Annotated in this window: 15 protein-coding genes; 7 read left to right on the forward strand and 8 right to left on the reverse strand. The window is 71.2% G+C overall.

Annotated features, from left to right (window positions below; translation table 11 throughout):
- Nucleotides 1-5: 5 nt before the first annotated feature.
- Both DQ384_RS03750 and DQ384_RS40940 read right to left on the reverse strand, forming a co-directional pair.
- Nucleotides 6-830 (reverse strand): DUF3097 domain-containing protein, encoded by an 825-nt coding sequence (locus DQ384_RS03750; protein WP_114027255.1) that lies wholly within the window; start codon nucleotides 828-830, stop codon nucleotides 6-8.
- A 21-nt stretch (nucleotides 831-851) separates the two neighbouring features.
- Complete coding sequence (locus tag DQ384_RS40940) at nucleotides 852-1,835, reverse strand: hypothetical protein (RefSeq protein WP_181871006.1); 984 nt, start codon at nucleotides 1,833-1,835, stop codon at nucleotides 852-854.
- A gap of 183 nt (nucleotides 1,836-2,018) precedes the next feature.
- Between DQ384_RS40940 and hrcA the strand changes: the two genes are divergently transcribed.
- The 3 genes from hrcA to DQ384_RS03775 all read left to right on the forward strand — a co-directional run bounded on the left by hrcA (nucleotide 2,019) and on the right by DQ384_RS03775 (nucleotide 4,992).
- On the forward strand, nucleotides 2,019-3,029 hold the full coding sequence (hrcA, locus tag DQ384_RS03765; RefSeq protein ID WP_114027492.1) for a heat-inducible transcriptional repressor HrcA: 1,011 nt from the start codon (nucleotides 2,019-2,021) through the stop codon (nucleotides 3,027-3,029).
- Nucleotides 3,030-4,169, forward strand: coding sequence for a molecular chaperone DnaJ (dnaJ, locus tag DQ384_RS03770; protein ID WP_114027257.1), 1,140 nt, complete (start codon nucleotides 3,030-3,032; stop codon nucleotides 4,167-4,169). It begins immediately after the preceding gene.
- Between the two features lie 85 nt (nucleotides 4,170-4,254).
- Nucleotides 4,255-4,992, forward strand: a complete 738-nt coding sequence (locus tag DQ384_RS03775) for a 16S rRNA (uracil(1498)-N(3))-methyltransferase (protein ID WP_114027258.1) — start codon at nucleotides 4,255-4,257, stop codon at nucleotides 4,990-4,992.
- Between the two features lie 79 nt (nucleotides 4,993-5,071).
- Here DQ384_RS03775 and DQ384_RS40245 read toward each other — a convergent pair whose 3' ends face one another.
- The gene (locus tag DQ384_RS40245; protein ID WP_147268620.1) at nucleotides 5,072-5,824 is read right to left on the reverse strand and encodes a hypothetical protein; all 753 of its coding nucleotides are present in this window, start codon (nucleotides 5,822-5,824) and stop codon (nucleotides 5,072-5,074) included.
- A complete protein-coding gene (locus tag DQ384_RS03785) occupies nucleotides 5,821-6,300 on the reverse strand; it encodes a SigE family RNA polymerase sigma factor (protein ID WP_114027493.1) in 480 nt (159 codons plus the stop codon). Before DQ384_RS03785 ends, DQ384_RS40245 begins: the two co-directional genes overlap by 4 nt.
- A gap of 273 nt (nucleotides 6,301-6,573) precedes the next feature.
- Between DQ384_RS03785 and DQ384_RS03790 the strand changes: the two genes are divergently transcribed.
- From DQ384_RS03790 to DQ384_RS03805, 4 genes are all read left to right on the forward strand, one after another.
- Nucleotides 6,574-6,918: a histidine triad nucleotide-binding protein gene (locus DQ384_RS03790; RefSeq protein WP_114027260.1), complete on the forward strand. Its 345-nt coding sequence runs from the start codon at nucleotides 6,574-6,576 to the stop codon at nucleotides 6,916-6,918.
- Between the two features lie 313 nt (nucleotides 6,919-7,231).
- Complete coding sequence (locus DQ384_RS03795) at nucleotides 7,232-8,188, forward strand: PhoH family protein (RefSeq protein WP_245966260.1); 957 nt, start codon at nucleotides 7,232-7,234, stop codon at nucleotides 8,186-8,188.
- A gap of 6 nt (nucleotides 8,189-8,194) precedes the next feature.
- Nucleotides 8,195-8,674, forward strand: coding sequence for an rRNA maturation RNase YbeY (gene ybeY / locus DQ384_RS03800; RefSeq protein ID WP_114027262.1), 480 nt, complete (start codon nucleotides 8,195-8,197; stop codon nucleotides 8,672-8,674).
- The gene (locus tag DQ384_RS03805) at nucleotides 8,671-9,993 is read left to right on the forward strand and encodes a hemolysin family protein (RefSeq protein WP_114027494.1); all 1,323 of its coding nucleotides are present in this window, start codon (nucleotides 8,671-8,673) and stop codon (nucleotides 9,991-9,993) included. The genes ybeY and DQ384_RS03805 overlap by 4 nt, the downstream gene beginning before the upstream one ends.
- A gap of 372 nt (nucleotides 9,994-10,365) precedes the next feature.
- On the opposite strand, the gene DQ384_RS03810 is transcribed toward DQ384_RS03805, so the two are convergent.
- The 4 genes from DQ384_RS03810 to DQ384_RS03825 form a co-directional block, all read right to left on the reverse strand.
- On the reverse strand, nucleotides 10,366-11,748 hold the full coding sequence (locus tag DQ384_RS03810; RefSeq protein ID WP_114027263.1) for a WXG100-like domain-containing protein: 1,383 nt from the start codon (nucleotides 11,746-11,748) through the stop codon (nucleotides 10,366-10,368).
- A 54-nt stretch (nucleotides 11,749-11,802) separates the two neighbouring features.
- On the reverse strand, nucleotides 11,803-12,189 hold the full coding sequence (locus DQ384_RS03815; protein ID WP_114027264.1) for a hypothetical protein: 387 nt from the start codon (nucleotides 12,187-12,189) through the stop codon (nucleotides 11,803-11,805).
- A gap of 74 nt (nucleotides 12,190-12,263) precedes the next feature.
- On the reverse strand, nucleotides 12,264-12,578 hold the full coding sequence (locus DQ384_RS03820; protein ID WP_114027265.1) for a WXG100 family type VII secretion target: 315 nt from the start codon (nucleotides 12,576-12,578) through the stop codon (nucleotides 12,264-12,266).
- A 53-nt stretch (nucleotides 12,579-12,631) separates the two neighbouring features.
- Nucleotides 12,632-12,946, reverse strand: a complete 315-nt coding sequence (locus tag DQ384_RS03825; protein ID WP_181871007.1) for a WXG100 family type VII secretion target — start codon at nucleotides 12,944-12,946, stop codon at nucleotides 12,632-12,634.
- Nucleotides 12,947-13,135: the final 189 nt, after the last annotated feature.

Raw genomic sequence — 13,135 nt, forward strand, 5'->3', positions numbered from 1 at the left:
CTCGGTCATGGGAGCTCCTCGGTGGTCACGAAGTCGATGAGTTCCTCGACGCGCCCGAGGAGCTCGGGCTCGAGGTCGGTGTAGCTGTGGACGGAGCCCAGGATGCGCCGCCACGCCTCCGAGGGCTCCACGCGCCAGCCGAGGGCGTCGATCACGCCCTCCTTCCACGGGACGCCGCGCGGCACCACCGGCCAGGCCGGGATGCCGACGGCCGACGGCTTCACGGCCTGCCAGATGTCCACGAAGGGGTGCCCGACGACGAGCACGTGCGGCGAGGTCACCTGGGCGGCGATGCGGCTCTCCTTGGACCCGGCGACCAGGTGGTCGACCAGCACACCGAGCCGGCGGCCCGGGCCGGGGCCGAACTCGCCGGCGATCGCGGGCAGGTCGTCGACGCCTTCGAGGTACTCGACGACGACCCCCTCCACGCGCAGGTCGTGGCCCCAGATCTTCTCGACGAGGGCCGCGTCGTGGACGCCCTCGACGTAGATGCGGCTCTCCTTGGCGACCCGCGCCTTCAGCCCGGCGACGGCGATCGACCCGGACGCGCTGCGCGCCGGCCCCTTGGCGGCGGAGGCGGGGGCCGGGCGTACGAGCGTGACCGCCTTGCCCTCCAGCAGGAAGGCCGCGGGGGCGAGCGGGAACACCCGGCGCCGCCCGAAGCGGTCCTCCAGCGTCACGGCCTCCTTGTCACAGGCGACCACCGCGCCGCAGAAGCCCTCGTCCGCGTCCTCGACCACGAGCCCGGGGTCGGCGGGGATCTGAGGGATCTTCCCGCGCAGGGGCCTGCGCCAGTCTCCGGCGAGCACGTCGCGTCCGTAGTCCCGCATACCTGGGCACGCTAGCAAAGTTCACACGCCGTACGGCGTGCCCTGGGACCACGTGCCGCCCTGGGTACTCGCCGCGAGATGCCTGCGGGCACGGCGGCGGCGCACGAACACCACGATCGTGACGACGAACGCGAGCAGGAAGCCCGCGGTCGGGATCAGGAACGCCATCAGCGCGCCTCCGGCAACGGTGCCGACGCTGGCGACGAGACCCTTGCCGACGCCGAAGACGACCTGGCCCCCCTGCGACCGGCAACTGATCTCATAAGTCCCCGCCGCGGGGACGGCGATGTCGAACATGCCCTCCCAGGTGCGCCCGTTGGCCGTGACGGTCTGGTGGAGGCTCACGTTGGAGAGCTTCACCGGCTGCCCCGAGGAGTCCTGGGCGAGGCAGGTCACGTTGGCCGGGCCGGAGGACGAGGCGTACAGCACGGGCTTGTCGGCCGGGTCGAGGGGGGCGGTGACCTTGCCGCCGCTCGGGAAGACGTGCGCGGGCGCGGCCTGGTCGATGGTCTTGGTCAGGGTGCCGAAGCCGATGGCGATGCCCGCGACGAGGCTCGCGATCGCGACGAGCCAGGCGAACAGGATCCACCGGCGGCGCGGCCGGATGTCGGAGGAGGGGAGACGGGAGGGACCCCCGCCCGCGCCCGGCGCCCCGTACGCGGGACCGCCCTGCGGCGGGCCGTACGGGGGACCGCCCTGCGGTGGGCTGTACCCGGGACCACCCGGCGGTGTGCCATGTCCGGGACCAGGTGCGCCAGGTCCGGGACCAGGTGGGCGATGTCCGGGACCGCCGGCCGGAGAGCCGTAGCCCGGGCCGCCCGGGGGAGGCCCGTACCCGGGGCCGCCCTGCGGCGGGCCGCCGTGCCCCGGTCCGCCCAGAGGAGGGCTTCCCGGGGGGCCGTACGCGCCGGGCGGCGGGCCAGGGGGTGGCCCCGGTCGTTCTGGGGTGCCCTGGCGCGGGACCCAGGGGTTCGGCTCGCTTGGGCGGGGGTCGTTCTGGCTCATGATCCCAGTGTGGACGACGGGGCTTGTCATCAGATAGCAAGTGGCTTGTCGCTGACCGGGTGAGGTCGTGGCGCGGAGTTATCGCACGCCGACGGCAGGAGCCGTACACTTGGCACTCAGGAACATAGAGTGCCAGCCAACCCGTTTGCGCGGGCACCCACGCGAGGCAGGGAGGTGAGCACGTTGCTCGATGAGCGTAAGCTGGCCGTCCTGCGCGCCGTCGTCGAGGACTACGTGTCCACCAACGAGCCGGTCGGGTCGAAGGCGTTGGCCGAGCGCCACAATCTGGGCGTCTCCCCGGCCACCGTCCGCAACGACATGGCCGTGCTCGAAGAGCAGGGGTACATCACGCAGCCGCACACCAGCGCGGGCCGCGTGCCGACCGACAAGGGCTACCGGCTGTTCGTCGACCGGCTGTCGCAGATCAAACCACTCTCGGCCGCCGAGCGGCGGGCGATCGAGACGTTCCTGGCGGGCGCCGTCGACCTGGACGACGTGGTGACCCGCACGGTGCGCCTGCTGGCCCAGCTCACGCGCCAGGTGGCCGTGGTGCAATACCCCTCGCTCACGCGCTCGACGGTCCGCCACGTCGAGCTGGTGCCGCTCGCCGAGCGGCGCATCATGCTCGTCCTGATCACCAACACCGGGCGGGTGGAGCAGAGGGTCGTCGAGCTCCCGGAGGTCGTCGGGGACGACCGCATCGCGCATCTGCGGGCGCTTCTCAACGCCTCGCTCGACGGGTGCGGGCTCGGCCGCGTGCCGGAGACGGTGGCCGATCTCCCCGATCGCCTTCCCGAGGAAGACCGACCGGTTGCGGCCACTATCCTGTCGGTGTTGCTGGAGACTCTGGTCGACCGCCACGACGAGAAGGTGATCTTCGCCGGGGCCGCCAACCTCGCGGGCGACTTCAGTGTCGGCCTGCGCGAGGTGCTGGAGGCCCTGGAGGAGCAGGTCGTGCTCATGCGGCTGCTCGGCGAGGCGGGCGATCACTCCGCGCTGATGGTGCGCATCGGCTCGGAGAACCCGTACTCGGGTCTTCACGGCACCTCGATCGTCGCCGCCGGTTACGGTTCGGGCGACAACGAACTGGCTCGGCTCGGAGTGCTGGGCCCGACGCGAATGGACTACCCCGTGACAATGGGAGCGGTGCGCGCGGTGGCGCGCTATGTCGGCCAGATCCTGGCGGGGTCCTAGGTGGCCCGCGACTATTACGGCATCCTCGGGGTCCGCCGTGACGCCAGCCAGGACGAGATCAAGAAGGCCTATCGCCGGCTCGCCCGGGAGCTCCACCCGGACATAAACCCCGACCCCGAGACGCAGGAGCGGTTCAAGGAGATCAACCAGGCGTACGAGGTCCTGTCGGACCCGAACAAGCGCCAGATGTTCGATCTCGGGGCCGATCCGATCGGCGCGGGCGCGGGCGCCGGGGCCGCGGGCGCCGGGTTCGGTGCGGGGTTCCCGTTCAGCGACATCATGGACGCGTTCTTCGGGGGCGCGGGCGGGTCGCGGGGCCCGCGGTCCCGGGCCAGGCGCGGGCGCAACGCGACGATCCGCGTCGAGCTCGACCTGTCGGAGTCCGCGTTCGGCACCACGCGCGAGCTGGTGGTCGACACCGCCGTGCTGTGCACCGTCTGCCAGGGGTCGGGCGCCGCGCCGGGCACCCACCCCGACACGTGCGACATGTGCCACGGGCGTGGCGAGGTCTCGCAGGTCACCCGGTCGTTCCTCGGCCAGGTGATGACCGCGCGGCCGTGCCCCCAGTGCGGCGGCTTCGGCTCGATCATCCAGCACCCTTGCCAGGAGTGCTCCGGCGACGGGCGCGTGCGCACCCGCCGGACGATCAAGGTCCGCATCCCGGCCGGCGTCGAGGACGGCACGCACATCCAGCTCGCCGGCGAGGGCGAGGTCGGTCCCGGCGGCGGCCCGCCCGGCGACCTTTTCCTGGAGATCGTCGAGCGCCCCCACCAGATCTTCGAGCGCCACGGCGACGACCTGCACTGCACGGTGCAGATCCCGATGACGGCGGCCGCCCTCGGCACGATCCTCACGGTCGAGACGCTGGACGGCGCCGAAGAGATCGACGTGCGGCCCGGCACCCAGTCCGGGCAGGTCATCCCGCTGTACAACCGGGGCGTCCAGCGGCTCAACGAGACCGGCAGGGGAGACCTGCTGATCCACGTGAACGTCGAGACCCCCACGCGTCTCGACCCCGCCCAGGAGGAGCTGCTCCGCGAGCTGTCCAAGCTGCGCGGCGAGGAACGTCCCCCCGGCAAGTTCGCCCCGGGGCAGCAGGGCTTCTTCTCCCGGCTGAGGGACGCGTTCAACGGCCGCTGACCGCGCCTGACGAGGTGGCCTCCGCCGCGCGCGGAGGCCCCGCGAGCGGTTCGCCAAGGCGGGGGCGCCTGGCTAAGGTTTCCGGGTGAGCGTCCCCGTCTTCCTCGCCGACGATCTGCCCGGCCTGTCCGGTGATCAGATCACGCTGGCCGGCCCCGAGGGGCGCCATGCCGCGACCGTGCGCAGGCTGCGCGCCGGGGAGCGCGTCGACCTGACCGACGGCAGGGGAGCGGTCGCCGAGTGCGTCGTGCGCGAGGTCGTCGGCAAGGACGCGCTGCGGCTGGACGTGCTGGCGCGCCGGGCCGTCCCGCCGCCCGAGCCGCGCCTGATCGTCGTCCAGGGCCTGCCCAAGGGCGACCGGGGCGAGCTGGCGGTCGAGATGATGACCGAGGCCGGGGTGGACGTGATCGTCCCCTGGGCCGCGGCGCGCTGCGTGACGCAGTGGAAGGGCGAGCGCGCGGGCAAGGCGCTGGCCCGCTGGAGGGCGACGGCCAGGGAGGCCGGCAAGCAGGCCAGGCGCTTTCACCTGCCGGAGGTCGCCGAGCAGGCCACCACCGCCGGCGTCGTGCGGCTGATCAAGGAGGCCGCCGCCGCGGCCGTGCTGCACGAGGAGGCCGCCGAGCCTCTGGCACGGCTGGACCTGCCGGCGTCAGGGGACATCGTGACGGTCGTCGGCCCCGAGGGCGGCATCACGGACCAGGAGATCGCCCTGTTCAGGGACGCGGGCGCCACCGCGGCGCTACTCGGCCCGACCGTCCTGCGCACTTCGACGGCCGGAGTCGCCGCCGCCGCGGTCCTGCTGGCCCGCACCGGCCGCTGGTAGACCGCCCCCGCGCCTCCGTACGGGGCCCAGGAGGGCCGTACGGAGGCACACGGGTTGATCGGACCGCGTTCGAGTCCGCTTAAGCCGTCGGGCTCTGGGTCGTCGGCACCTCGGCGGAGCTCTCCTGAGTCGACTGCGGGGTGGCCGTCGGAGGAGGGCTCGCGGTCGGGGTCGGCGTGCAGCCCGAGCAGGGGTCCGGGGTCGTGCTGGCCGTCGGTGTGGGCTGCGGGTTGGGCTGCGTCTTGGTCGGCGTGGGCGTCGGGGTGGGCGTGGGCGTGGGCTTCTGCGACGGCTTCGGTCCGGTGCTCTCGTCCGGCGCCGAACCGGTCGGGGACGCGGACGGGACGCACGGGGTGCCCGACTCCGCCGCCTCCGGCTGGGAGGGGCTCGGGACCGTAGTCGCGCAGTCGTTGCCGGGAGTCGGCTGCGGCGTCGTCTTCGCCGTCGTGGACGACGCCGCCGAGGGCGTCGTCCCAGGCACGGCGTTCTGCACGCCGCCGGGCGTCGTGCGGGCGGGTGTCCCCGGCCGCTGGGTGCTCGAGTCGTCGGGCGGCGCGGTGCTGTCCCCCACCTGGACGATGGGGTGCTGGTCAGGGGTGAACTGCGCGCGCAGGTTCGGCACGACCATCACCACGGTGGCGGCCACCAGGACCGCGCCGAGCGCGGACGCGCCGGCTCGCCACCAAAAGACACCTCGCAGGCCTCGCATGCCGCCGTGCTCGATGCGGGTGCGAATGATGCCCAGTCCTTCTGCGGACGGGACGACAGACTCCGCCTCCGCGCGCAAGACACGGCGCAGAAGCTCGCCGTACTCGTCGGGGGCCTCGGTCATGACAATTGCTCCAGTACAGTGCGTAGTGCGGCCATTCCGCGGGCTGTGTGGCTTTTCACCGCACCCTTGCTGATGCGCATGGCATCAGCGATCTCCGCCTCCGAGAGGTCGCCGTAATAACGCAGCACCAGGGCTTCACGCTGCCTGGTCGGCAGCCCGCGCAGCGCCTCGATCACGGCGGTCCGCTCGAGGGCGCCGATGGCGCCGTTCTCCGCGCTCGGCGCGTCGGGCATGCCCTTGGGGGCGTACTTCTCCACGACGGCACGGTGGCGCAGCACGGAACGCGATCGGTTGACGACCGATTGGCGCAGGTAGGCGAGTGCCTTGTCGGGGTCGCGCAGGCGACGCCACGCCCCATGAAGGGCGACGAAGGCGTCCTGCACGACTTCCTCCGCGGTCGCGGTATCGCGTACCAACAGCACGGCAAGACGCACGAGCGACCGATAGTGGGCGCTGTAAAGCGCCGTAACGGCCATGTCGGCGTCCCACCCGACGGGCACCGCCCCCAGCGACCTTTCGGCCACGAGGGTCTCGGTGGTCACATCAGTTGGACGCACGGCCTTCCCAGAGGGTTTACGCTCTGCCGGTTCTTTAGGGGGCATGACCCAGTTGTGTCCTCGCCGGTGGCCTCGCCGACATTGAACGCTGTCTGCGGCTGAAGTGTCGCACACCAACCCTAGCCGGGAGGATCTTTTGACGGGGCCTCGTCGGTATTACCGATTGGCAACAGAGGTGACTACCATTCCGGCGTGACAGACTGCCTGTTCTGCAAGATCGTGAGCGGGGACATCCCGGCCACGATCGTCCACCAGACCGACCGCACGGTGGCCTTCAGGGACGTGAACCCGCAGGCCCCGACCCATGTGCTCGTGATCCCCAAGGGGCACTACGAGAACGCGGCGGCCCTCGCGGCGGCGGACGACGGGCTCGCCGACGAGGTCCTGAAGGCGGCCCACGCGGTCGCCGTCCAGGAGGGCGTCGCCGAGGACGGCTACCGCCTGGTCTTCAACACCGGGCCCCAGGCCGGCCAGACGGTGTTCCATGTGCACGGGCACGTGCTGGGGGGCCGTTCGATGCACTGGCCTCCGGGCTGATCCGCGCGAGGTGGGTGGGCGCGCACCTGTCCTGCGGGAAGGGCGCGTCCCGGATACCATAGGTGTGGTCGGCGGCGCGGTCGGGCCGGGTAGGAGACGGCATCACGGTCATCCGGGCGCGGCGGGCACACCATTTCGACCCGCGACACAAGCACATCCAGACCGGGAGGCGAGCAGGCCGTAAGGGCCGCCCATGTCCGAGTCACATGAAAACCGCAGCGCCACTCGTAACGGCGCACAGACCAGCGAACCGCCGCGAAGCAAGGGCCCGTCCCGTACGCAGGCCAAAGTCGTGATCCCGGACGAGCAGTCCATGGTGACCATCCTCGGCTCCCGCGATGAGCTGCTGCGGGTCATCGAGGGCGCCTTCCGGGCGGACGTCCACGTACGCGGCAACGAGATCACCATCAGCGGAAGCCCCGAAGAGAGCAGCCTGGTCGTACGGCTGTTCGAAGAGATGGTCGAGCTCGTCCGGTCGGGAGCCCAGCTCACCACCGACGCGGTCGAGCGCAGCATCGCGATGCTGCGCATGAGCTCGGGCCGTCCCGCCGACGTGCTCTCCCTCGACATCCTGTCCTCGCGCGGGCGCACGATCCGCCCGAAGACGGTGAACCAGAAGCGCTACGTCGACGCGATCGACAAGCACACCATCGTGTTCGGCATCGGCCCCGCGGGCACGGGCAAGACCTACCTGGCCATGGCCAAGGCCGTGAAGGCCCTGCAGGCCAAGGAGGTCAACCGCATCATCCTGACCCGGCCGGCGGTCGAGGCGGGTGAGCGGCTCGGCTTCCTGCCCGGCACGCTGTACGAGAAGATCGACCCCTACCTGCGCCCGCTCTACGACGCCCTGCACGACATGCTCGACCCCGACTCGATCCCGCGCCTGATGGCGGCGGGCACGATCGAGGTGGCCCCGCTCGCCTACATGCGCGGGCGCACGCTCAACGACGCCTTCATCATCCTGGACGAGGCCCAGAACACCTCGCCCGAGCAGATGAAGATGTTCCTCACGCGCCTGGGCTTCGGGGCGAAGATCGTCGTCACCGGCGACGTCACGCAGATCGACCTTCCGGGCGGGACACAAAGCGGTCTTAAGGTCGTCCAGGATATCCTGGAGGGCATTCCGGACATTCACTTCAGCAGGCTGACGAGCGCGGACGTCGTCCGGCACAAGCTGGTGAGCGACATCATCGACGCCTACAGCCGTCACGATCTCGCGAACGCCGAGCCTCACGCCATCAAGGGCGGCAAACGCCCACGGGAGAGATAGAACACGATGAGTATAGAGGTGGCCAACGAGTCGGGCGTCGAGGTCGACGAGTCCTCGCTCGCCAAGCTGGCCGGTCATGTGCTCGGGCGCATGGGCATCCACCCCCTGGCCGAGCTCTCCATCCTCATCGTGGACGAGGCGGCGATGTCCCAGTTGCACGAGAAGTGGATGGGCGAGCCCGGACCGACGGACGTGCTCGCCTTCCCGATGGACGAGTTGCGGCCGAGCCCCGGCGGCTCCCGCCAGGAGGGCGACGCCCAGCTCGACCCCGCGCTCCTCGGCGACGTGGTGCTCTGCCCGCAGGTCGCGGCCAAGCAGGCCACGGAGGCCGGCCACAGCACCCGCGAGGAGCTCGAACTTCTCTGCACCCACGGCATCCTGCACCTCCTCGGCTACGACCACGCCGAGCCGGAGGAGCACGCGGAGATGTTCGGTCTTCAGGGCGAGTTGCTGGACGCGTGGCGGGAGGTGCGGCGGGAGCCGTGAGTTCCCCCAGCGGGTGGCTGCTGTCGGCCGCCCTTCTGATCGTCATCGGCGGCCTGCTGGCCAGCGCGGAGACGGCCCTGGCGCGCATCTCGCGGGTGCGCGCCGAGGAGTTCGCGCGTAAGGGACGGCGCGGTGCGCAGCGCCTCCAGGCGATCGTCGCCGATCCGCCCCGCTACCTCAACCTGCTGCTGCTGCTCAGGCTGAGCTGCGAGCTGATCGCCACGGTGATCGCCACGCTGCTGTTCATCGACTGGCTCGGCGACGAGGGCCAGGCGTACGCGGTGGCGGCCGGCGTCATGATCGTGATCAGCTACGTCATCGTCGGCGTCTCGCCGCGCACCCTCGGCCGCCAGCACGCCGAGCCCATCGCGCTGGCCAGCGCGCCCATCGTTTACGGCCTGACGCGCATCTTCGGGCCGCTTCCCAAGCTGCTGATCCTGCTCGGCAACGCGCTGACGCCCGGCAGGGGCTTCCGCGACGGCCCGTTCACCTCCGAGGCCGAGCTACGCGACCTGGTGGACCTGGCCGAGGAGCGCCGGGTCATCGAGCCCGACGAGCGGCAGATGATCCACTCGGTGTTCGAGCTGGGCGACACGCTGGTCCGCGAGGTGATGGTCCCGCGCACCGACATGGTGTTCATCGAGCGCGGGAAGACCCTGTCGCAGGCGCTCTCGCTGGCCCTGCGCAGTGGCTTCTCGCGCATCCCGGTGGTCGGCGAGAACGAGGACGACGTGGTGGGCATCGCCTACCTCAAGGACATCGTCCGCCGCGTCCACGAGGCCAACGGCGGCGGCGACACCGAGAGCGAGAAGGTCGGCTCGCTCATGCGCCCGGCCACGTACGTGCCGGAGAGCAAGCCGATCGACGAGCTGATGCGCGAGATGCAGGCGCGGCAGATCCACCTCGCGATCGTCATCGACGAGTACGGCGGCACGGCCGGGCTGGTCACGATCGAGGACGTCCTGGAGGAGATCGTCGGCGAGATCGCCGACGAGTACGACCAGGAGGCCCCGCGCGTGGAGTGGCTCGGTGACGGCGGCGTCCGGGTGACCGCCCGGCTCTCCGTCGACGAGCTGGGCGAGCTGTTCGACGTCGAGCTGGACGTCGAGGACGTCGACACGGTCGGCGGCCTGCTGGCCCACGCCCTCGGCCGGGTGCCCATCGCCGGCTCCCGCGCCACCGTGGACGGCCTCAGCCTGACCGCCGAGAGCACCGCGGGCCGCCGCAACCGCATCAGCACGGTCGTGGTCCACCGGGTGCCCTCGGAGGAGGAGCTCGCGGAGGCGTCGGAGAACGTCTCCGAGACCTCCGGCACCTAGTCCATCCGCGCCCATCCGCTTGCCGACACCCGCCGCGCCCTGCGGCGGGTGTCGTCGTTATTGATGCGTTGTCGCCCTCTATCGGCGTCTATGGGGATATATGGCAAGCGTTCTTTAAGTGGCTTGCAAGTGAGGGGTGGCACCTTTGTCTCAGGCGCCCACCGGCTCGGGGCGCCGGTAAGGGGAGGGTCGGTTCGCCGGGGAGGGGTTCGCGGCGGGCCGGCTAGGGCCGGGGGGATGCGTGACGGGCCCTGGTCGGTGGGGGACCGGCCGGGGCGCGCCACGCTAAAAGGGTGCCTCACCCTCGCTGGGCGGGTGAGGCACCCTTTTGGGCTTTCTGCCCGGTTCGCGCTACGGCGCGTCGCGGGACGGTCAGGCGATCACTCCGGGGGCGACGGGGCCGTCGCCGCCCCAGACGCTCTCGTCCTCGGTCAGCCAGGTGGAGCGTTCGCGTTCCTGGTTGCCGTCGGCGCCGCCGCCGCCCATCGGCATGAACGGCATGCCGCCCATGGGACCGGCCCCGGGGGCGCGACCGGCCAGGGCCTGGCCCGCGGCTCCGAGCCCGCCCGCGCCCCCGTACGACGTGCCGCCGCCGAGGCCCGAGCCGGGCCCTGTCCCGAGCGGCCCCGTCCCGAGCGGCCCCGTGCCGTAGGGACCCGTGTAGCCCGAGGTCGGGACGTTCACCCCCGGCGGTGTGGTCAGGCCGTTCGGGAGCCCGGTGGGGTTGCCGAGCCCCGGAGGAGTGTTGAGCTGGGTGGTGCCGGGCGGCAGGTTCGCCGGGTTGTTCATGCCCGCCAGGTCGGTGCCCCGCGGGTCGCCCGGGTTGAGCCCGGGAGGTTGCCCGGTGTTCGTGCCCGACCCCGGCGGGAGGCCGCCGCCGGGGAGGTCCGTCCCGCCGGTGCCCGTCCCCGGCGGCGGGCCGGAGCCGTCGCCGGGCGGCTGTCCGATGCCGCCCGGTCCCGTCCCGCCCGGCCCGGTGCCGGGGTCCGAGGAGCCGGGAACGCCCGACCCACCCGGGTACAGGACGTTGCCGTTCTTCCCGCCGCCGGTCAGGTCGCCGCCCGGGTACTTGTCGCCGAACGACGAGCCGTCGCCGTTGTATCCGCCTCCGCTGAACGGCGAGCCCGTGTACGGGTCGCCCTTCGGGTAGTTGACCGGGTCGATGGGAGGCGGAACGGGTGGCCCCGGAGCGGGCAGGACCGTCGTGACCTCCACCGGCAGCCCGTTGTAGACCGTCGTGATGTGCTTGTTCAGCTCTTCGAGGTGCTTGCGGGCCTTCTCGTTGTCGGTCTCGGTCTCGCCCGTGAAGGCCCCGACGATCATGGTCACCGGCGAGATCGTCTTGACGTTCTCGGGGATGTCGTCGTCGAAGGTGAAGGTGCCGCTGTCGGGCAGGTTCGCCTTGGCCTTGCGCAGCTCGTCGGCGTAGAGGTTGTGGGCCGCGCCGACCTGCCGCGCGCGCTCCGAGAGCTCGCGGGCGGACGCGTGCAGCAGCCGCAGCGCCTCCTGGGCCTGCTTGGACGACGCGTCCTTCCAGTCCCCGGCCATCGAACCGGCGACGGACTCGATCAGGTTCACGGTGTCGCCCAGCACTTCGGCCGCCCGGATGTAGGCGCCGCCCGCCGTGGAGATCCCGTCCGGCTCGGTGTTCTCCAGCTTCTTGCGCACGCTCTCGACGCCGCCGTAGGTGCCCGAGTCCCCGCGCGGCGACGTTGTTCCGGCCTTCACCGGCTGGATGTCGCTGATTCGCTCCATTTCGACCTATCGCCTCGCTGTCGATCGCGTCGTCCGGCCGCCGGTCGCGGCGGCTCACACGTCGGTGGTGCTCGCCTGCTCGGCCTTGCCGATGTTGGCGAAGGCCGCTTTGGTGGCCTCCACCGCGGCCTCGTACTGCAGTATCAGCTTGTCGTAGCTCGTCGTGATCGCCGAGTGTCCCTTGCCGAAGACGACGGCGAGCTGCTGCGCCGCGTCCCATTCCCCGACGTGCTGGGCCGTGACCTGCCCGTACGCCTTGAGATGCACGGACGTCCCGGCCTCGCGGCCCTTGAGCCGCTGGACGTCGTCCTCGAGCGCCTTGATCAGGTTCTTCACCCGGGGGTGGTGGACGTCGACCCCGTCCTTGACGTCCAGCCCGGGCCACTTCGGATCGATCTCGAACCCGTTGTAGACGAAGCCGCTCTCTCCATGGCCGCTCATCTGGATCCCCTTGGGTTCCGCGACCGCCCCCGTGCGGGGCGGTCCTGGGCGTGCGATTACGTCGGGTGCCCGCGTCACTTGCCGTCGAACATGGCGACGTTGGCCCTCTCGGCCAGCGAGAAGTTCTCGTGGCCCTGCTCGATCACGGCGCCGAGCTGCTGGAGCAGGGCGGCCATGCGTCCCGAGGCGGCGTCCCACTGGGCGCGAGCCGCCCAGTACGCGCTGCGCGCGTCGCCCTCCCACTCGCCGAGCAGGCGGTCGAGGTCGCCCTCGAGATCCTGGAGGGTGCCTTCCATGGCCTGCCACTGGCGGGCGAAGTCCTGGCGCCCGGTGGTCATGGTTCCGAAATTGACCAGCGTGCGGTCGATGTCGTTGTTGATGCCAGCCATGATGTTCTCCGTTCGTGGAGGACCGGTTCGGGTCGGAGGTTCCGTCGGGCGGCTCAGACGTTGATGTTGGCGGTGAGCCGGTGGGCGGCCGCGGCCCCCGCGTCTTCCGTCACGCGGTACCTGGCCTCCGTCGCGTGGAGCTTCCTGGCGAGCTCCTGCAGCTCGCGCAGCACGACGCCGAGCTCGGTGTTCCACTGGTTGTACACGGTCTCGAACGCCATGCCGGACTGGCCGCCCCAGCCCGCGCGCAGGTCCGCCACGTGGCCCTGGAGCTGGGACTGGATGCTGCCGATGAGCGTGTGCGCCGCCTCGGTCTTCTTGGCGGACTCGACGATCTGGGGGAGATTCGCTGCGGTCTGCGGGGCCATGGTTACCTCCATGGAGTACGGCCTGGCCATGGTCGCGGCGGCCCGCAATGCGGCAGACGCATCGTCGTGCCCCCGCGATGCTGATCAGTTGAAACATTAGGATCAAACACCACACAGTGGCCATTGGTCGCGTTGCGAGTCAGTAACGGTTTTCCGTACGCCTGCCTCACAATCGTCCGCATTATGTAC

Origin of the sequence: Sphaerisporangium album, from assembly GCF_003323745.1 — a bacterium.
GTDB classification, from domain to species: domain Bacteria; phylum Actinomycetota; class Actinomycetes; order Streptosporangiales; family Streptosporangiaceae; genus Sphaerisporangium; species Sphaerisporangium album.